The sequence below is a fragment of the Leisingera sp. NJS204 genome (assembly GCF_004123675.1).
GTDB lineage: Bacteria > Pseudomonadota > Alphaproteobacteria > Rhodobacterales > Rhodobacteraceae > Leisingera.
In genome coordinates, this window is the sequence record NZ_CP035417.1 from 2,254,931 (window position 1) to 2,274,359 (window position 19,429).

At 62.2% G+C, this 19,429-nt stretch carries 15 protein-coding genes and 1 tRNA gene; 4 read left to right on the forward strand and 12 right to left on the reverse strand.

What is annotated here, in order from left to right:
* The first annotated feature begins 103 nt into the window (after positions 1-103).
* Both ETW24_RS11035 and ETW24_RS11040 read left to right on the forward strand, forming a co-directional pair.
* Positions 104-2,521, forward strand: a complete 2,418-nt coding sequence (locus ETW24_RS11035) for a GcvT family protein (protein WP_129371110.1) — start codon at positions 104-106, stop codon at positions 2,519-2,521.
* 201 nt (positions 2,522-2,722) lie between these two features.
* The gene (locus ETW24_RS11040; protein WP_129371111.1) at positions 2,723-3,304 is read left to right on the forward strand and encodes a nucleotidyltransferase family protein; all 582 of its coding nucleotides are present in this window, start codon (positions 2,723-2,725) and stop codon (positions 3,302-3,304) included.
* A gap of 105 nt (positions 3,305-3,409) precedes the next feature.
* On the opposite strand, the gene ETW24_RS11045 is transcribed toward ETW24_RS11040, so the two are convergent.
* Positions 3,410-5,644 carry a Hint domain-containing protein gene (locus tag ETW24_RS11045; protein ID WP_254695598.1) on the reverse strand — a complete coding sequence of 745 codons (2,235 nt, stop codon included), beginning with the start codon at positions 5,642-5,644 and terminating at the stop codon, positions 3,410-3,412.
* Between the two features lie 479 nt (positions 5,645-6,123).
* On the opposite strand from ETW24_RS11045, the gene ETW24_RS11050 reads away from it, so the two are divergent.
* Positions 6,124-6,441, forward strand: coding sequence for a hypothetical protein (locus ETW24_RS11050; protein WP_164982735.1), 318 nt, complete (start codon positions 6,124-6,126; stop codon positions 6,439-6,441).
* A gap of 31 nt (positions 6,442-6,472) precedes the next feature.
* Here ETW24_RS11050 and ETW24_RS11055 read toward each other — a convergent pair.
* The 9 genes from ETW24_RS11055 to ETW24_RS11095 all read right to left on the reverse strand — a co-directional run bounded on the left by ETW24_RS11055 (position 6,473) and on the right by ETW24_RS11095 (position 16,493).
* A tRNA-Ser gene (locus ETW24_RS11055) sits at positions 6,473-6,562 on the reverse strand.
* An 80-nt stretch (positions 6,563-6,642) separates the two neighbouring features.
* Positions 6,643-7,368, reverse strand: coding sequence for an alanyl-tRNA editing protein (locus ETW24_RS11060; protein ID WP_129371113.1), 726 nt, complete (start codon positions 7,366-7,368; stop codon positions 6,643-6,645).
* A complete protein-coding gene (locus ETW24_RS11065) occupies positions 7,355-9,811 on the reverse strand; it encodes a DUF3772 domain-containing protein (RefSeq protein ID WP_129371114.1) in 2,457 nt (818 codons plus the stop codon). The genes ETW24_RS11060 and ETW24_RS11065 overlap by 14 nt, the downstream gene beginning before the upstream one ends.
* Entirely contained in the window at positions 9,808-10,842 is a 1,035-nt protein-coding gene (locus tag ETW24_RS11070; protein ID WP_129371115.1) for a cysteine synthase A, read from the reverse strand. Before ETW24_RS11070 ends, ETW24_RS11065 begins: the two co-directional genes overlap by 4 nt.
* 67 nt (positions 10,843-10,909) lie before the next feature.
* Positions 10,910-12,034: an NUDIX domain-containing protein gene (locus ETW24_RS11075; protein WP_129371116.1), complete on the reverse strand. Its 1,125-nt coding sequence runs from the start codon at positions 12,032-12,034 to the stop codon at positions 10,910-10,912.
* A 29-nt stretch (positions 12,035-12,063) separates the two neighbouring features.
* Positions 12,064-12,504: a TrgA family protein gene (locus ETW24_RS11080; RefSeq protein ID WP_129371117.1), complete on the reverse strand. Its 441-nt coding sequence runs from the start codon at positions 12,502-12,504 to the stop codon at positions 12,064-12,066.
* A gap of 30 nt (positions 12,505-12,534) precedes the next feature.
* Positions 12,535-13,740 carry an SAM-dependent methyltransferase gene (locus ETW24_RS11085; protein WP_129371118.1) on the reverse strand — a complete coding sequence of 402 codons (1,206 nt, stop codon included), beginning with the start codon at positions 13,738-13,740 and terminating at the stop codon, positions 12,535-12,537.
* 80 nt (positions 13,741-13,820) lie between these two features.
* Positions 13,821-15,245, reverse strand: coding sequence for a cryptochrome/photolyase family protein (locus tag ETW24_RS11090; protein WP_129371119.1), 1,425 nt, complete (start codon positions 15,243-15,245; stop codon positions 13,821-13,823).
* 24 nt (positions 15,246-15,269) lie between these two features.
* Positions 15,270-16,493 carry an aminotransferase class V-fold PLP-dependent enzyme gene (locus tag ETW24_RS11095; protein WP_129371120.1) on the reverse strand — a complete coding sequence of 408 codons (1,224 nt, stop codon included), beginning with the start codon at positions 16,491-16,493 and terminating at the stop codon, positions 15,270-15,272.
* 242 nt (positions 16,494-16,735) lie between these two features.
* Between ETW24_RS11095 and ETW24_RS11100 the strand changes: the two genes are divergently transcribed.
* Positions 16,736-17,116 (forward strand): VOC family protein, encoded by a 381-nt coding sequence (locus tag ETW24_RS11100; RefSeq protein ID WP_129372902.1) that lies wholly within the window; start codon positions 16,736-16,738, stop codon positions 17,114-17,116.
* A gap of 55 nt (positions 17,117-17,171) precedes the next feature.
* Here ETW24_RS11100 and acuI read toward each other — a convergent pair whose 3' ends face one another.
* Both acuI and ETW24_RS11110 read right to left on the reverse strand, forming a co-directional pair.
* Entirely contained in the window at positions 17,172-18,164 is a 993-nt protein-coding gene (acuI, locus tag ETW24_RS11105; protein WP_129371121.1) for an acryloyl-CoA reductase, read from the reverse strand.
* Between the two features lie 105 nt (positions 18,165-18,269).
* A complete protein-coding gene (locus ETW24_RS11110; protein WP_129371122.1) occupies positions 18,270-19,364 on the reverse strand; it encodes a dimethylsulfoniopropionate demethylase in 1,095 nt (364 codons plus the stop codon).
* Positions 19,365-19,429 lie beyond the last annotated feature (65 nt).

Here is a 19,429-nt window from a genome sequence, read left to right on the forward strand (position 1 = left end):
CGCAGCCTGACTGCTCATAAGCGGCACGCGGTGCCGTTTTTCTGCTGGACTACTGTTCACTTCTGTACAGAATGCAGGCAACACCTACTCAGGGGAGGCCCAAATGAAAACCACCACCCGCGTGGCAGTTATCGGCGGCGGCGTCGTCGGCTGCTCAGTTCTGTATCACCTGACCAAGCTCGGCTGGTCCGACGTCATGCTGATCGAACGTTCGGAGCTGACCAGCGGCTCCACTTGGCACGCGGCGGGCGGGTTTCACACCCTCAATGGCGACACCAATATGGCGGCGCTGCAGGGCTACACCATCAAGCTTTATAAAGAGCTGGAAGCGATCACCGGCATGTCCTGCGGGCTGCATCACGTCGGCGGCGTCACCCTGGCCGAAACCCAGGAACGCTTCGACATGCTGAAGGCCGAACGCGCCAAGCACCGTTTCATGGGGCTGGAGACCGAAATCGTCTCCCCCGAAGAAATCAAGAAGATCGCCCCCGTCACCAACACCGACGGCATTGTCGGGGGCCTGTACGATCCGCTCGACGGCCACCTCGATCCTTCCGGCACCACCCACGCCTATGCCAAGGCCGCGCGCATGGGCGGCGCCACGATTGAAACCCACTGCAAGGTGGTTGAGACCAACCAGCGCCCCGACGGCACCTGGGATGTGGTGACGAACAAGGGCACCGTCCACGCCGAGCATGTGGTCAACGCAGGCGGCCTCTGGGCGCGTGAAGTCGGCGCCATGGCCGGCGTCTACATGCCGCTGCACCCAATGGAGCACCAGTATATCGTCACCGACGAGGTGCCGATGATCGCCGAGATCATCGACGGCGGCGGCGAGCACCCGCATGTGATGGACCCGGCCGGCGAAAGCTATCTCCGGCAAGAGGGCCGCGGCCTCTGCATCGGCTTCTATGAGCAACCCTGCAAACCCTGGGCGGTGGACGGCACACCGTGGGACTTCGGGCATGAGCTGCTGCAGGACGACTTCGACAAGATCGAGGATTCCATCAATTTCGCCTACAAACGCTTCCCGGCGCTGGAGGCTGCGGGCGTGAAATCAGTGATCCACGGCCCCTTCACCTTTGCCCCCGACGGTAACCCGCTGGTGGGCCCGGTTCCCGGCATGCGCAACTACTGGTCCGCCTGCGCCGTCATGGCCGGCTTCAGTCAGGGCGGCGGCGTCGGCCTGATGCTGGCCCAGTGGATGGTGGAGGGCGAATGCGAGCGCGACACCTTTGCAATGGACTGCGCCCGCTTCGGCGGTTGGATCACACCCGGCTACACCCGCCCTAAAGTCATTGAAAACTATCAGAAACGCTTCTCCATCGCCTACCCGAACGAGGAGCTGCCCGCGGCCCGCCCGTTCCGCACCACGCCGATGTACGACATCTTCGATGGCATGGGCGCGGTCTGGGGTGCGCAATACGGCATTGAAGTCCCGAACTACTTCGCGGAAGGCGACGAGCCGCGCTACGAGACCCCGTCCTTCCGCCGCTCCAACGCGTTTGAGGCCACCGCGCGCGAGGTCAAGGCGGTCCGAGAAAACGTAGGCATCAACGAGGTCCACAACTTCGGCAAGTACCTGATCAAGGGCACAGGCGCCCGCGCCTGGCTCGACCGCATCATGGCCGGCCGGGTGCCGCAGCCGGGCCGTCTGTCGCTGACACCGATGCTGTCGCCCAAAGGCCGCCTGATCGGGGATTTCACTATCTCCTGCCTGGCGGAGGAAGAATTCCAGCTCACCGCCTCCTATGGGAGCCAAGCATACCACATGCGCTGGTTCCTGCAGAACCTGGACGATGGCGTCAGCCTCGAGAACATCTCCGACACCCGCAACGGCTTCCAGATTGCAGGCCCCAAGGCGCGCGCGGTGCTGCAAGCCTGCACAAGGGCCGACATTTCGGACATGCGGTTCATGGATGTGCGCCGCCTGACCGTGGGCATGGCCGACTGCATCGTGCAGCGGGTCAGCTACACCGGCGATCTGGGCTATGAAATCTACTGCGACCTGCCCTCGCAACGCGCCCTGTGGGATGCTCTTTGGAATGCAGGCCAGCCGCACGGTATGAAACCCTTCGGCATGCGGGCGATGATGTCGCTGCGCCTGGATAAATTCTTCGGCTCCTGGCTGCGGGAATTCTCGCCCGACTACACCGCTGCCGAAACCGGGCTGGACCGTTTTATCTCCTTCAAGAAGAACGCAGATTTCATCGGCCGCTCCGCCGCCGAGGCTGAACGCGACACAGGCCCCGCGCGCCAGCTTTGCGCCTTTGAGGTAGAGGCAGACGACGCAGATGTGGTCGCCTATGAACCGATCTGGCTCGACGGCGCCGTCGCGGGCTTCTGCACCTCCGGCGGTTACTCGCACCACGCGCAGAAATCCGTCGCTCTAGGCTTTGTTCCAACGGACCGCGCCCAGGACGGCCTTGAGGTGGAGATCGAAATCCTTGGCAATATGTACAAGGCCCGCCTGATCACTGAACCGCTGTTCGACGCCGACGGCGCCCGGATGCGCGGCTAATGCCTCCAGGCAGGTCAGCAAGCCTGACCTGCCTGCCCCCTGTTGCCAGGCCTGCGCACGCGGCCCCAGAGCAGTTCCGCAACGGATCGGTCAGCGTCTCTGACCTAGCGGGTTTTCCCTGGACCCGTCCTTTCATCTTTCCCAAAATACTCCCGCCGGAGGCATCCGACCTTGCGGCCCAATGCAAAGGCCCGGAAAACCATGACCGCCATCGCCATTCTCCTGCTCGCAGCCGGCGCCTCATCCCGGATGCATGGCCGTGACAAGCTGATGGAGGATGTGGACGGCCAGCCTCTGCTTGCCCTGATGTGCCGCCGGGCGGCGCTTACCGGTCTGCCGGTGTTTGTGACCTTGCCCAGCGAAACCCATCCCCGTGCGGCCGCAACCGGCAGCGCGATCCCGGTCCCGGTTCCCGACGCGGCTGAGGGCATGGCCGCCTCGATCCGCCGCGGAATCGCAGCACTGCCTGAACAGACTAAGGCCGTGATGATACTGCCTGCCGACATGCCGGAGGTTGAGACGCAGGACATGCTGCATCTGGCCGCGCATTTCCCTGGTGATGGCAGCCCGGTCCTGCGCGCTGCTTCAGAGGACGGCATCCAGGGCCACCCGGTGCTGTTTCCGCGCCGCTGTTTTGCCGCCCTGAAAACCCTCCGCGGGGACCAGGGTGCCCGCAGCCTCCTGAAATCCGAACCGCCGCAGATGGTGCCCCTGCCAAAGAACCATGCGCTGACCGATCTGGACACGCCCGAGGACTGGGCCGCCTGGCGCAACCGCCGCTGATCACCAGCATCACCCCTTCCAACGCAGAGAAGGCAGGGCCCAAGGCCCTGCCTTCCTGCGCTTTGCTCTTCTCTGCTGTTTCCCCCAAAACAGCAGCAGCATTTCTCAATGCACGAGCAGATGCGCCTCGTGTTTCCGCAACGACCGTCGTGCCGCGGAATAAGCCGCCCGGCCCTTCTCCGACTTAAGATCCGGGAACAGCTCGAACAATTCGTTGCGCTGTGCGTTATCCAGCCCGCGCAGCGACTGGTCGCCCGGCTGAAAGCTCTCGGTCCAGGCGCCATCGGACAGCACAACCTCGTGCTGGTCGAACATGAAGTGGATATACGTCACCTCGGTGGTCTCCACTGAGTCGACGCCCGCCAGCCCGGTCAGATGCTTGGCCGCCACCAGAACCTCGCGGTCCTCGAAATACAGCGCCGTCTTATCATTGGCGACCAGTACCCGGTGGTTGGGACTGACCATCATGTCGCGCTCGGGCAGACCATTGCCCAGGGCGCCCTGGCGGATCAGCACCGGTTGCAGATGCGCGGCGCTGTTCAGCTCGCGGCCCTGCAGCGTGCGGGTACCGATCCAGCGGATTTCCTGAATGCCGTTGTCGCGGGTGATCACCCGGTCGCCAGCCTGCAAATCTTCGACCCGGCGTTCCCCCAGCGGGGTGGCGATCAGCGTGCCGGGCGTGAAGCAGGGAATGATCTGCTCAATCTCGCCAAAGGTCATCGAGCCGGTCACAGCCCCGTCGCCATCAAGGAAGTTGACGGTTCCCGAGATGCTGTTGCCGTCTGCATCGACGGTGACACCGCTGAGTTCAAACGGGCCGGTTCCTGTCAGGTCCAGGGTGTCGAAATCGTCACCGCCCGAGCCGCCGTCAACTTCGTCGCCGGCATTGCCGCCCAGGAAGGTATCGCGCCCGGCGCCGCCGGACAGGGTATCGGCGCCCTGGCCGCCGGTGATCAGGTCATTGCCGGCCCCGCCGCGGACGATATCGTCATCAATACCGGCATCGATGGTGTCATGGCCTGAGCCGCCGGAAATGTCGTCGTCATCGTCCTGGCCAAAGATCAGGTCATTGCCCGAGCCGCCGTCAATCGTGTCCATGCCGTTGGTCGGGTCCGGATCCGCCGGGCGGTCGTCGCTGCCATCATCGGTGATGTTCAAACCATCCGGGAACCCCGGGTTCAGCCCGCCATAGATGGTGTCGCTGCCGCCGCCGCCCAGCAGGCTGTCGGAACCTTCGCCGCCGGTCAGAACATCTGCCTGGGAGCCGCCGTCGATGGTGTCATCGTCGATGCCGCCGTCAATCACGTCCATGCCCGAACCGCCGTCAATCAGGTCGGCATCATCCCCGGTAGAGATGGTATCATTGCCGGCGCCGCCCAGAACGGTATCGCGATCGTCAAACGGATCGGCATCCGCCGGGATAAACGGAATGTCGGGGTCGGTGCCGGTGTAACCCGGAAAGCCGCGGTCCGGCAGCGGAATGCCGCTGTCCTTGGAGGTGTCGATCACATCATCGCCGTCGCCGCCCTCAACCGAGTCGGAGCCGTCACCGCCGTCGATGGTGTCATCGCCGCCGCCGCCAAGAATGGTGTCGTCACCCTCGCCGCCGGTCAGACTGTCGTCGCCCGGCACAACCGGGTCGGCCGGATCGGAGGAATAGTCGAAATGCGCATTGTCGAGCGTCGTGCCCGAGGTACCCAGGTCCACGATCAGCTTGACGTCGTTGAAGTCCCTGTCGCCCAGGTTGCGAATATCCTCAAATCCCAGCTGGACAGAACCGTCCGGGAACTCAAAGATCCCCTTGGTATGGTCCAGCCCGTCCGGGTTCAGATCCGCGTTGTCGCCATAGCCGGACGAGTAATACGTGCCATGCGGGCTGACGATGCCGACACCGACAACCGCGCCTTCGGGCGCATCGTAACTATAGGTTTCGCCGACATCCGCGTTGGCGTTCTGCGACAGCATCACGACATTGCTGATCTCGCCGGTCGACGGATCAATGGTGTAGGCAAAGACCTTGTTCTGGAAGGCCGCGCTGGTCGAGGAGATGGTAATCTTGACCGGTTCATTGGCGCCGGAGACGCCATCGCCCAGGATCAGGTCATCGCCGCTGCCGCCGTCGACAGTATCATCGCCCGCGCCGGCATAGATGCTGTCATTGCCGCTGCCTGCGATGATGACATCATCATCCGGCCCCGCCGCCGGGCCGGTGGCATCGGCGTTATCAACCATATCGCCTTCCGGATCGCCGGTGTAAGCCGCATTGATCAGGTCATCCCCCGAGGTGCCCTCAACAATTCCGTTCAAGGCCGCATTCGGCATATCGGTACTCTTCGCCATCACTCTCTCCTCACCGGTCTGGCCCCAAACCCACCGTTCGGGCCAGCCGGACAGCCGCACAGCCATGCGGAACTTCGCAGTCAAAACACCAGCCCAAGCGGAGAGAGGGCCAGAACGCGCAAACGCTCTGGAGTGCACGCCGGAACAGCGCACAGCCGATAAGCAAAAGCTCTCAGATCAGTGGCAAGCAGGCATCATCAGCCCAAGGACTTAAGCTAAATTTTAGCAGTCCACCACAGTCCAGCAGCTTGCAGAACTCGCCCCCCCAATGGGCTAGAACATGCATACGTTAGGTACCTCCGGCCACAAAGCCAAAAAATTGCCTAAAATTCCCCCCATTGCGCCATTCGAGGCAATTGAGACGGCGCAAGCCGGTGCCGGATAATGATGATTGTCTCGCAAACCGGATACAATCCGAGGGCCAAACTTGCACTTCCGGCACAAATTTCCCGCACCCGTTGTTTGAGGGAGTGAAATTGTTGCCAAATCCGAAACAAGGGCAAAATACGGCGGCACCACCGGTTTTCCGCTCCCTCAGCAAGCTGCCCTTAGGGAAATGGTGTGGAATTGATTTCAATCCTTGCCGTTTGCAAAGTTTGTTTCTCAATGCGGCGGGAATGCCGGACAGATCTTTCGAATCGGGCGGCCTATGCGGAAGGTCATCGCAGCCGTGCGGAAAAGTAAATAACGCTGAAGAGTTTATTCAATCCACAGGCATTTGTCCGCTGACCGGCCTGCCCTTGATGCAAGAACAGCCGCTGCAACCCGCTCTTCATCGCCAATTTGGCCATGCCTGAAGCAACTGATGTTCGTTTACAATGTGGGTTATGGCGGAGAGACAGGGATTCGAACCCTGGAGACGGTTTCCCGCCTACACACTTTCCAGGCGTGCGCCTTCGACCACTCGGCCACCTCTCCGTGAGGGGGCTTTTGAAGGATCACAGGGGGAAATGCAAGGGCCGAAATGGCAAAAAATGCACTCCGGCCCGCATTCTTTTTCAAGTCTCCAGATGGAGATAGACGCGGCGGTTCTGCTTGCCCTTTTTCTCCACCTTGCCAAGGCGGATTTTGCCGATTTCTGCGGTGCGTTTGACATGGGTGCCGCCGCAGGGCTGGAGATCGATCTGCTCGTCCGGGGTGCCGATGCGGACTAGGCGCACCTGCCCTGCCCCGCGCGGCGGCGAGACGGACATGGTTTTCACCAGCTGCGGATTGGCATCCAGTTCCGCGTCGGTGATCCAGTCCTCGGTCACCTCAAGATCACGGTCAATGAGCGCCTGCAGCTGGTCCTGCAGCGCCTGTTTATCCGCGGGCGCCTCAAGCATGTTGAAATCGAGCCGGCCTTTGTCTGCGCTGATCGAGCCGCCGGTCACCTCCAGCGGAATCACCACTGACAGCAGGTGCAAAGCAGTGTGAACCCGCATGTGGCCGTAGCGGCGGTCCCAGTCGAGCACCTGGGTGACCGTGGTGCCTTCGGCAGGCAGCGGTTCATTCTCATGCGGAACCAGCACAATTGCGTCGCCCTCACCCTTGACGGTGGTGGCAATGGTGCATTGACCATCGCCCCACAAAAGCTGGCCGCTGTCGCCCGGCTGGCCGCCGCCGGTGGCATAGAACAGGCTGCGGTCCAGGATCAGCCCGCCCTGTTCTGTATGGGCCAGGACCAGTGCTTCGGTCATCCGGGCATAGGCGTCCTTGCGGAATAGCAGGTCACTTGTCGGCATCGGCATCTCCATCAGCATCTTCTTCGGGGTCCTGCTGCACATCCGCCAGATCCGGCTTCAGCGGAGCAGATGCGGGTGCGGAAGCGGACGCCGCGGCAGAGGGTGCCGGTTTGTCCGGGGTCAGCGCCTCGGGGTTACGGATCCAAATGTCGCGCTGCATAAAGGGGATTTCGATCCCTTCTTCGTCGAACCGTTTGGAAATCTCGTAATTCATGTCGGATTTCACCGACAGAACCCAGTTCACATCGCGCAGGATTGCCCGGATCTCAAAATCCAGACTGTCGGCGCCAAAGCCCTGGAACACCACGCTGGGCGCCGGGTTGAGCAGCACCATCGGATGTGCCTTGGCAACTTCGTTCAGGATCGCCTCCACCTTGCGCGGGTCGGTGCCATAGGCAACGCCCACCGGCACAATAACCCGCCCCACGGTGTTGCCGCGGGTATAGTTGGTGACGGTGCCCGAGATCAGGTCCGAGTTCGGCACGATCACGTCGGAGCGGTCGAAGGTTTCGATCCGGGTGGAGCGCACCGAGATGTCGCGCACATAGCCCATCAGCCCGCCAACCTCGATCCAGTCGCCCTTGGAGATCGGGCGTTCGATCAGCAGGATGATGCCGGAAACGAAGTTCGACACAATGGTCTGAAGGCCAAAGCCGATACCAACCGACAGCGCACCAGCAACGATGGCGAGTGACGACAGGTCCAGCCCGGCCATCGAGATCGCCACCACCGCCGCCAGGAAGATGCCGACGTAGCCAAGACCCGAGGTAATGGCGTTCTGGCCGCCAGGATCGATCTTGGTCTTGGGCAGCAGCGAGTTGCGCAGGGAGCCCTGGATCAGCCGCGTCAACGCGTAGCCGACGGCAAAGACTACCGCAAACGTCAGGAAAGCGGTTGGAGAGATCTTTGTGTCGCCGATCTGGAACCCTTCCAGGAACTGCGACCACAGCTCAGTCAAATCTGCAATCCGTGCGCCCCAGATCAGCGCCAGCAGCGGCAGAGCCAAGGCGGCGAGCACAAAGCCGATCATCACTGCAAACAGGGACTCCCGCGCTTCGGACCCTCTGCCGGAGAGCCAGCCGTAGAGGTCGCCCAGGAAGCGCTGCAGCACCAGCAGGGCAGCCAGCAGCGCCAGGGTGGAGACCGCGGGATAAATCAGCGCCTCGGCTGCGTTCACATAGCCAAAGGCCGCCAGTACCGGAGACACAAAGCCCAGCAGATAGGTGGCACGGCGCACCAGACTCATGATCCGGTTGGCGCCGGCCGCTATGGCACCGTCCTCATCAGACTCATCGCTGCTTTGCTGCTGACGGCGCTTGGCGCCGATCCGGTGCAGGCGCAGCAGAACCAGGGCCGCGCCCATAATCAGCGGGAAGCTGGCCACCGCATGGGCCTCAGCCGGGATGCTGTCGATGTTTTCCAGCTGTGTCAGCGCATCCTGCAGCACCAGGATCACCGCCAGGATATCGACCATCAGCCGGGTTTCATTCAGGCGGCCCTCCTGCACCGGGACCAGATCGTTTTCGATGCGGCTGGAGAACAGCTGGTTGCCCAGCCAGTGGAACGACAGCAGCAGCAGCGCCCAGCCGGGCACATAATCCAGCAGGATCGAGCCGCGGATGCCAAGCACCCCGGACAGGTCCACCGCTGCAGTCAGGCAGATGATGCCGATAAAGGGCAGGATCACCTCAAGCAGCGAGACGACAAAACCCCAGACACCGCGGCCCGAGCTGCCGAACTGGCGCAGGTAATCGCCCGCCGCATGGGCCCAGGGCCGGCCGCGCAGCACCAGCAGCGCTGCAATCAGCAGCAGCAGCAGCAGTGCCGGCAGGCTGTTCTGAATCCGCTCAGCCGTGGTGGCGCTGCCCACCCTGGAGGCGGTTTCGTTCCACAAAGAGCCGCCCGAACGGGTCAGCGAGCGCACAGCGCCGGCCCAGTTTTCCGGGTTGAACGGCGAGGGTCCGCGCTCCAGCAGCCTGCGGGTGCGGCGCTCGCGGATGATCTTGTCTATCTCGGTGATCAGCCCGTTTGCACGGCTGTAAGCCTCTTCTGCAACGATGCGCGGAACCTTGAGGTCCTTCAGCTGCTGTTCCAGCGAGCGGCGCAGCTGGGCAATATCCTCGGGCTCGCTCTCGCCCTCGCCGGGCGCCGGGCCAAGCGCGCCAAGCTGACCTTCGAGCGTCTGAATACGGTCGCCGTTATCGGTGCGCGCCGCCAGGAAATTCTGCCGGTAGGTGGTAAGCTCTTTGCGCAGCGCTTCCATAGCGGCGCTGGAGGCCCGTCTGGCGTCGATGACCTCTTCCGCCCGGTTGGCGGTCTTAAGCCAGTCCTGATAATAGGCACGCGATTCAGCAGTCAGCTGAGCCAGTGCAGGCAAAGCCAGGCCGGCCGCAAAGGCCAGCCCAAGCAAAGCAGTCCGCAACGCGGTTATTATGGGTGTCATACGTCCTCAAATACGCCTGGGATAGACGCGGGCGTGTGGGTCATCCACTCCGGCACCGGCAGGTTCTTCTCGCGCAGGAAATCCGGATTGAACAGCTTGGACTGGTAGCGGGTGCCATAGTCGCACAAAACGGTGACAATGGTTTTGCCCGGACCCATGTCCTTGGCCATACGCACAGCGCCTGCAATGTTAATGCCCGAGGAGCCGCCCAGCACCAGGCCTTCCTCGTGCAGCAGGTCAAAGACATAAGGCACCGCCTCGGCGTCCGGCACCTGATAGCTGAAGTCCGGCGTGAAACCCTCCAGGTTCTTGGTGATCCGGCCCTGGCCGATGCCCTCGGTGATGGAGCTGCCTTCGGAGGCCAGCTCACCGGTGGTGTAAAACGAATAAAGCGCAGCTCCCAGCGGATCGGCCAGACCGACCTTGACGCCTTTGGGCTGCAGTGCTTCGGCCACCCCGGCAAGAGTGCCGCCGGATCCGACCGCGCAGACAAAGCCGTCTACCTTGCCGCCGGTCTGTTCCCAGATCTCGGGACCGGTGGTTTCCACATGGGCCTGGCGGTTCGCCACATTGTCGAACTGGTTGGCCCAGATCGCACCGTTCGGTTCCGTCTTGGCCAGTTTTTCCGCCAGACGCTGGGAATAGCGCACATAGTTGTTGGGATTGCGGTACGGCGCCGCAGGAACCTGAACCAGCTGCGCACCGGCCAGGCGCAGCATGTCCTTTTTTTCCTCGGACTGGGTTTCCGGGATCACGATCACCGTCTTGAACCCCATCGAGGCGCCGACCAGCGCCAGACCGATGCCGGTGTTGCCGGCGGTGCCTTCGACAATGGTGCCGCCGGGCTTCAAATCGCCGCGGGCAATGGCGTCCTTGATGATATAGAGCGCGGCGCGGTCCTTGACCGACTGGCCCGGATTCATGAATTCGGCCTTGCCCAGGATCTCGCAGCCGGTCTCTTCGCTGACGCGGTTCAGGCGGATAAGAGGTGTGTGGCCGATGGCATCAGCCAGATCGCGTGCAATGCGCATGATATCCCTTTCGATCGTTCCCCCAAGGTGTAACTAAGCGCCCCGGCGTTCACAAGGCGCGAAGCGGTCAGGACGGTGCGTTGCGCAGCCGCTCACGATGGCGTGACAGCCACAGTGCAGCGGTGACCAGCGGCATGTCCTGATAGATCTGCGCATCCACGCCCTGCATCAGTTCGTCATAGCTGAGGATCCGGCTGCGGATATCCTCCCCCTCACCGGCGACGCCGCCACCGCCATTGATGTCAGAAAGGTCTGATATGCCGATGAAAACATGGATGAATTCTGCCAGCGCGCCGCTGGACGGGTAGACCTGCGCCACTGGTTCCAGGCGCTGGACAGTAACGCCTGCCTCCTCCTGCGCTTCGCGGATCGCGGTATCCTCGGGCGTCTCGCCGGGGTCGATCACGCCTGCGACCGGCTCCCACATCCAGGGGTGCGCTTCGCCCATGATAAAGGGCGGTGCGCGGAATTGCTCCACCAGCAGCACCTGATCGCGGATCGGGTCATAGGGCAGCAGCACCGCCGCATGGCCTGCCATCGCAGCCGAACGCTCCATAACCGGGCTGAGACTGCCGTCAAAGCGGCGGTACTGCAGGTTCATTTCTTCCATCGCAAAGAAATTCAGGTAGGCGCGGTTGTGGTTGTGGACAATCACATCCTTTGACAGGTCATGCTCCGGATCACCGGGGCGTGCCTGCGCTGCCAGCCAGGCGGCGGCGCGGCGGCGGACTGAGGGGAAGCAGCGGGCCACCTCTTCGGCGGTCATTCGGCCGTGATAAGACATCACCTCTTCGGCGGCGCGCAGAGACAGCGCACCCCATTTCCGTACCCAGGCCGCCATATCCCAGGGCTCAGCCGTTTGCCAGAGACCGGGTTCGGGGAAATAGACCTCCGCCGGGGCGGTGCCGCCGTCCTCCAGCTGAACCGAAACCGGTTTCAGCGCATAGCCGAAGCCGCCCTCGTAAAAGTTGAGCGCATCCAGATCTGCGGGCGACAGGCCCTGTACCAGAACGCCGTCAGCCGTTGCGCCCTCGCGGGCTTCGATCGACGGGAACGGCTGGCCGACCACCTGATAAACACCATGGCCGGACAGTTTTGCACCCTGCGCTTTCAGCGCCGCACCGCTGCGGCCCAGCACCAGTTCAAGCAAAGGGATATGGCGCAGCGTGCCAAAGAAAAAGAGATCAGCCACGGATTATAACCTGTTGTTAAGAAAACGTTTCAGCGCCAGCGGCGGGAGGCGTTCTCGGTCGCGAGACCGGCAAGAACCCCGCCCACGGCCAATGGCACCAGCACAGATGGCACAGCGATAACAAAGAAATACTCCAGTGCAATCACAAAGATCTGCGACAGTGCCTCAAACGGGCCGCCGTAGCGGTGGCGCATGGCCAGACGGAACATTTCCCAGGTGCCTTGGATGAACAGCGCCCACAGTACCATGACCGCCATACCGGTCAGGCCATTGTTGATACCGGGCACCAGCCCGCGGCCGGCGCGTTTGCCCATGAATATCCAGCCGCTCAGCAGCCCCAGCGCCACATTCACATGCACAAAATAGCCAAAGTCCGTGCCTTCGGGCATCAGCGGCATAACCAAGAAGGACACAAAGAACGCCACCAAGGCAAGGCAAAAGGCGGCGGTCAGTCGGGCTCCGGTGGGCATGTCTGGTTACGATCCGTGCGGCCAGTTCAGTCAGCGATGCGCAACTGTAATCTGCGTCACGTCGCAATTGCCAGTCTTAAAGGCCGCAGCACAGGAAGTGAGGTAAAAGTTCCACATCTTGCGGAAGCGGTCATCAAATCCCATGCGGGCGATCTGATCCCAGCGCGCATTGAACGTGTCGTGCCAGCGCCGCAAAGTCTGGTCGTAGCTGTCGCCGAATTCAATCGACCGCACCACGCCCAGCCCTGCCCGTTCGATCTGGTCGCGCAGGACATTCGGGGACGGCAGCATGCCGCCGGGGAAGATGTGTTTCTGGATGAAATCGACGCCCTTACGGTAGATCTCCCAGCGCCTGTCGGCAACGGTGATGATCTGCAGCGTCGCCTTGCCGCCGGGGTTCAGCCGGTCGTGAATGGTACTGAAATACGCGGGCCAGTATTTCTGCCCCACCGCCTCGAACATCTCGATTGAAGCGATGCCGTCAAAACTGCCACGGCAATCGCGATAGTCCTGCAGGCGCAAATCAACTTGATTGGAAAGTCCTGCCTTTTCGATACGTTGCCGGGCAAAGTTCAGCTGCTCCTGACTGATAGTCAGACCGGTGACTTTCAGCCCCCGCTGACTGGCGGCATATTCCGCAAAGCCGCCCCAGCCGCAGCCGATCTCCAGCACATGGTCGCCGGGCTTGACCCCCATCTGATCCACCATTGAGGCGTATTTGGCGGTCTGCGCCGCCTCAAGGCTGTCCTGGCCGCTGCGGAACAGGGCGCTGGAATAGGTCATCGTGTCATCCAGCCACAACCCGTAGAAATCATTGCCCAGGTCGTAGTGGTACGAGATGTTTTTTTGCGCCTGTTTGCGGTGATTGCGGTGCAGCCAGAAGCGGAAGCGTTCATAAGCGCGTGCCAGGCCCTGGCCCGGAAAACCGTCATAGACGGTATTGGCGCCCATATGCACCAGATCCATAAATGCCTGCAGGTCTGATGTGCTCCACCAGCCTTCCAGGTAAGCGTCGGCAAAGCCAAGATCGCCCTCGCGGATCAGCCGGGCAAAACAATCCGGATTACGGATGTGCAGATCAGCGGCGGGACCGGGATCGCGCCCGTTTGCGGAAAATATTCGCCCGTCCGGCAGGTGGATATCCAGCCGCCCGACCTCCATGGCCTTCACCTTGGCAAACACCGCAGCAAAGTAGCGCGGCAGATCTTTCTGGCCCTCAACGGACGTGTGCTTCATGCGCTTCCCCCTGTGAGACACGGACTGGCTACAGGGAAAAAGCTAGGCCGCAGGGGGCCTTCCGGCAAGAAAACTATGCGTTAGCGGTTTTCACGGGCACCGTGATAAGCCGCGAGCGCACGGTCGCGGCCCTCTTTCAGGCTAATGACCGGCTCTGCGCGGGGAGTGTCCGGTGAGAGGTTCCAGGACAGTGGCGCAGCGTCGAAGAAATCCAGCGCGGATTGCGGTGCATTGCCTTGCCCCTCGGCAATCCAGCGTCGCGTGTAAGCACCTGATGGGTCGAATTTTTCCAGCTGGCCACTGGGGTTGAAGACACGGAAGAAAGGCGCTGCATCAGGACCGGAGCCAGCCACCCACTGCCAGCCCATGGCATTGGCGGCCGGGTCCCAGTCCACCAGCGTTTCCGCAAACCAGTTCATTCCGATTTTCCAATGCGTCATCAGATGCTTGGTCAGGAAACTTGCCACGATCATACGGGCCCGGTTGTGCATCTTGCCGGTCACATACAGTTCGCGCATGGCGGCATCTATGAAACCGTACCCTGTCTGCCCCTGCTGCCAGGCCTGGACCTGGCGCGTGATGTCCTGCGACCAGGGAAAGGCCTGCCATTCGCTGCGCCAGCTGGCCGTCAGCATATGCGGCGAGTGGTACATCAGGTGATAGGCGAACTCGCGCCAGGCGACCTCTTTCAGGAAATGTTCCGCGCCCTGGCTGCCGCGCTCCATCGCCGCGCGGCCCAGGTGCCACATGCGGTGCGGGCTGATTTCCCCCCAGGCAAGGTTCTCCGACAGGCCGGAGGTGGCCTCCTCGCCCGGATAGTCGCGGCGCTCTTTATATGCGTCCACAGAATCTTCGAGGAATTCGTCCAGACGGTTTAGCGCAGCGCCTTCGCCGACACGGCAGTAGCGGGCGACCACATCCGCGCCGCGGCGCATGGCGGCGCCCATATTCCAAACGGAGATATCTTCACTGGCGGGCCAGTTTGCCGGTGCTGGCAACGTGGCGGGTGCTGGCAGTAGGCTGGTGACGCTGCGGCCCCGCACGGCCTTCCAGAATGGGGTGTAGACTTTGTACATACCGCCGGTCTTGGTCTCGACCGTCCAGGGTTCAAACAACAGCCGACCGCCGTGGGATTTGGCCGTGATCCCCTGTGCCGGGAGCTGCTGTTTCACTTCGGTGTCGCGGGCAATGGCCTGCGGATCATAAAGGCGGGACCAATGCACGGCCCCTGCCCCGGTTTCAACGGCCAGCTGCTGCAGCACGTCCAGCGCCCTGCCCCGGCGCAGGATCAGACGGGAGCCGGCCCTGGCCAGTTCCCGTGCGAAATGCTCCAGCCCCAGCCCAAGGCGGAACTTGGGCGCTGCGCCCAGCGCTTCGTCCTGTTCGTCGAGGATATAGACTGGAAGAACGGGCGCACCGGACGCGGCAGCAGCCGTCAGAGCCGGATTGTCACAAAGACGGAAATCCCGCCTTATCCACCAGATCACCGGGGAACTGCTGATCATGCTGCTATCCTTGCCTTGTCTGCGTTACAGCACCCGGTCCAAGACCTCAATCAGCTTGGCCACTTCTGCCTCGGTCGTGTAGTGGGTGAAGCTCATACGCAGCACGCCCTCGTTTGGATCAACGCCCATGGCGGAAAGGGCGCGCACAGCATAGAAATCGCCGCCGCCGGCCATGATGCCATATTCCGACATGGCCGCAGCAACCGGTTCCGCCGGGCGGTTCAGGGCAATCGCAACGGTCGGCGCGCGGGTTTCTGCAGTCGCAGGCCCTAGCAGGCGCACATTATTGCGGTCCTTTACCGCGTCCAGCAGCGGCTGCAGCAGAGCAGCCTCATGCGCGCGCATCAGATCGTGGACAAAGGCGCCGGTTTCGGCAGCAGTGCCCGCGTGACCGTGATGAGCCGCCAAGGTTTCAAAATAATCCGCCATGCCGGCCGAGGCCGCCACCTGGGCATGATCGGGGCCTGCCGGGGTGAAGCGTTTATAGAGTGTGTCCGCATTGAAGTAATGCGCTTGGTTCGGCAGCAGTGCGCCCAGCGCCTTGCGGATCACCATGATGCCCTGATGGGGGCCATAGGTCTTGTAGGCAGAAAACAGGTAGATATCAGCGCCCAGGTCATCCACATTCGGCAACCCGTGCGGTGCATAAGACACGCCATCAACACAGACAAAGGCACCGGCGGCATGGGCCATGGCGGTGATCTCAGGCACCGGGTTGATCTCGCCCACCACGTCGGAACAATGCGGGAAGCAGACCAGGCGGACGTTTTCGTCCAGCAGGGTTTCCAGCCGGGCCGGGTCCAGATGGCCGGTCTGCGGGTCGATCTGCCATTCGCGGATCTCGATCCCTTCCTCGGCCAGACGGCGCCAGGGGCCGGAATTGGCCTCGTGGTCCTGATTGGTGACGATGATGGCTTCACCGGGCTTCATGAAGCTGCGGAAGGCCTGCGCCAGCACATAGGTGTTCTGGGTGGTCGAGGGACCAAAGCTCAGCTCCTCAGCGGCAACACCCATCAGCGCGGCCAGACGGGCGCGGGCCTCGTCCATCTCGGCGCCGCCAAGGCGCGAGGCCTCATAGGGGGCATAAGGCTGCACCTTGCGCTGGGTATAGAACCGGGTCAGCCGGTCAATCACCTGGCGGCAGGTATAGGAGCCGCCCGCGTTTTCAAAAAACGCCTGGCCCTGAAGGCCGGGTTCGCCAAAGGCCGGGAACTGGGCCCGGACAAAATCAATATCCAATGCGGTCATTGCTTTTCTTTCTCCTCAATCGCGTACCGGTCAGATGACCCTGGTTCTTGGCAGCTGTTCCGGCAGGGCTGCGCTCCTGCGTAAGGATTGAGGGAACAGCTGCGGCCCTGCAAGCTGGAAATTTCGAATAAAACGCCGTGTACAAAGCCTGCCTGCCGGAGATGTTCCGGACCGCAAGCTGATGCCAGAAACTGGCAACAGCGCCTGTCATGCTGACCGCAGGCAAACACGGAGGATTTGATATGGCCTATACCCCCAAGGATTTCCTGGTCTGGGGCGAGCTGCCCGTCAGCGATTTGGACGCAGCAGTGACGTTTTATTCCAAGGTGACAGGTGCCGCGTTGAGCATCGACACCAGCGGTCCCAACCCGATGGCAATGTTCAAGCCTGCGGATCAGGCAACCGGCGTTGCCCTGCATCTGTATCCCGGCAAACCGGCAGGCGACGGACGCGGACCGACATTGCATCTGACCGCTGAGGGCGAGCTGGAAGATGTGATGGAGCGGGTCACGGATGCCGGCGGCAAAGTGGTCTCCCCCACTATCGAGATCCCGCCCGGCCGGTTCTTCTATGCCACCGACCCGGATGGCAACTCGGTGGGTTTCTTCAAATACAATGACTGACAAGCAACAGGCCCCGGAAAAGCACCGGGGCCTTTTGTTGCCATTCGGTCAGGTCTCAGCCGTTCACATCAACCACAACACGCCCCTTGACCTGGCCCTTGAGGATATCCGCCCCCAGCTGCGGCAGATCGCTCAGGACAGCGGGTTGGATCATTGCCTCCAGCTTGTCCATCGGCAGATCTTTGGCGATCCGCTCCCAGGCGCGCAGGCGGTTGTCATAAGGCTGCATGACGGAATCGATACCCAACAGGTTCACGCCGCGCAGCAGGAAGGGAATGACGGTAGCAGGCAGCCCGGCGCCGCCCGCAAGGCCGACAGCGGATACCGAGGCACCGTATTTCATCTGCCCCAGCACCCGTGCCAGCATGGCGCCGCCAACCGCATCGACACAGCCCGCCCAGTTTTCGCTTTCCAGCGGGCGTTTGGTGGTCTCGTTGATCTCATCGCGGGGCACAATCCGGGTGGCGCCCAGGGATTTCAAATAGTCTGCGGTTTCCGGGCGGCCCGTGACGCCTGCCGCCTCATAGCCGAGATTCGCCAGGATCGCAGTGGCCACCGAACCGACACCGCCCGCGGCACCGGTGACCAGAACGGGACCATGCCCGGGCTCCAACCCATGATCCTCCAGCGCCATCACCGCCAGCATCGCGGTAAAGCCCGCAGTGCCCACTGCCATCGCCTGGCGGGTATCCAGCCCATCAGGCAGCGGCACCAGCCAGTCGGCGCGCACGTTGGCCTTTTGGGAATAACCGCCCCAATGCGCCTCGCCGACGCGCCAGCCGGTCAGCACCACCTTGTCGCCGGGTTTGTAGCGGTCATCCGAGGACGTCTCGACAGTACCGGCGAAGTCAATACCCGGCACATGCGGGTACTTGCGCACCAGCCCGCCGCCCGGGCCGACGCACAGGCCGTCCTTGTAGTTCACGGTGGAATACTCCACCGCCACGGTCACTTCTCCCTCGGGCAGGTCTTCCAAACTAAGCTGCTGTACCGCGGCTGAAGTCTTGCCGCTGTCTTCGTCCTTGTTCACAACCAGTGCATTGAACATTTCACATTCCCTTTCCAAAAACACAGCCAGATCCCATGTTCATCTGGCTAAAAACATCCCGGGGGAGCCGCGGCCTGCCGGGGCGTTGGCAGCGCCCCACCCTTCCTACCGCCAGAACCTCTCCTGAACGGTTGCGGGCAGCATTCCCGCCGGGGTCTCCACTTCCATCACCGTGCCCGGCACCCAATGACTGCGGTCCACCATGCCAATCGCCGCATTCACCCCGAATTCGGGGGAGAAAATGGCTGATCCCACCTGACCCACCTGACGGCCATCTGCAAAAAGCGGCCAAGCGTCCAGACAAGGCGGGATCGCTCCACCGATCACCAGCGGGCGGATCTGGCGTGCGGGACCGTTTGCTGCCTGTTCTGCCAGTACGGCCTTGCCGATATAATCCTCGGGCGAATTGCAGAACTTGCCCAGCCCGCATTCATAGGGCGTGTTGCCGCGGGTCATGTCGTTGCCATAACTCAGCAGCCCGCTTTCGATGCGTTCAATGGTGTTCGGGCAGCCTGCACGGACGTGCATGTCCTCCCCGGCGGCAAACAGCGCATCCCACAGCGGCATACCCAGATCCGCCCCTTCCACATAAATCTCAAATCCGCCCTGCTTGGACCAGCCCGAGCGCGCCACCACCAGCTCGACGCCCTGGAACGCCAGACGCTTGTAGCGGAAAAAGCGGATATCGCGCACCGCATCGCCAAACACCCGCGCCATCAGATCATCCGCCTTGGGTCCTTGAACAGCCAGCGGAGAGACATCCGGCTCCTCGATGTCGACATCAAAGCCCTTGGCGATGGCGATCCCCAGCACGAATTGCAGCAGGTCGCCATCGGCCAGCGACAGCCAATAGTGGTCCGCCGCCAGTTTCACCGCCACCGGGTCATTCAGCATACCGCCGTTGTGATCCACCGTCGGCACATAATAGCACTGGTCATCCGCCATCCGGTCCATGTCGCGCGGGCTGATCAGCTTCATCAGCCGCAGCGCGTCCGGCCCTTTGATGCTGACCTGCCGTTCGCAGGACACATCCCAGACCTGCACATGCTCCTTCAGATGCGCGCAGTCGTATTCAAGACTTTCAAACACTGTCGCCAGCAGCATGTGGTTGTAGACAGTGTACCCCTTGACGCCTGCGGCCTCGACCCCTTTGAAAAAGGGCGTGCGCCGGATGCGGCGGGACGGAAAAATGTTCGCCAAACTCAAGTCTCCATATGAGCGTTACACAGTATAGTTTCCCAATAGCGGAGCCGGCCGGAGCCGCC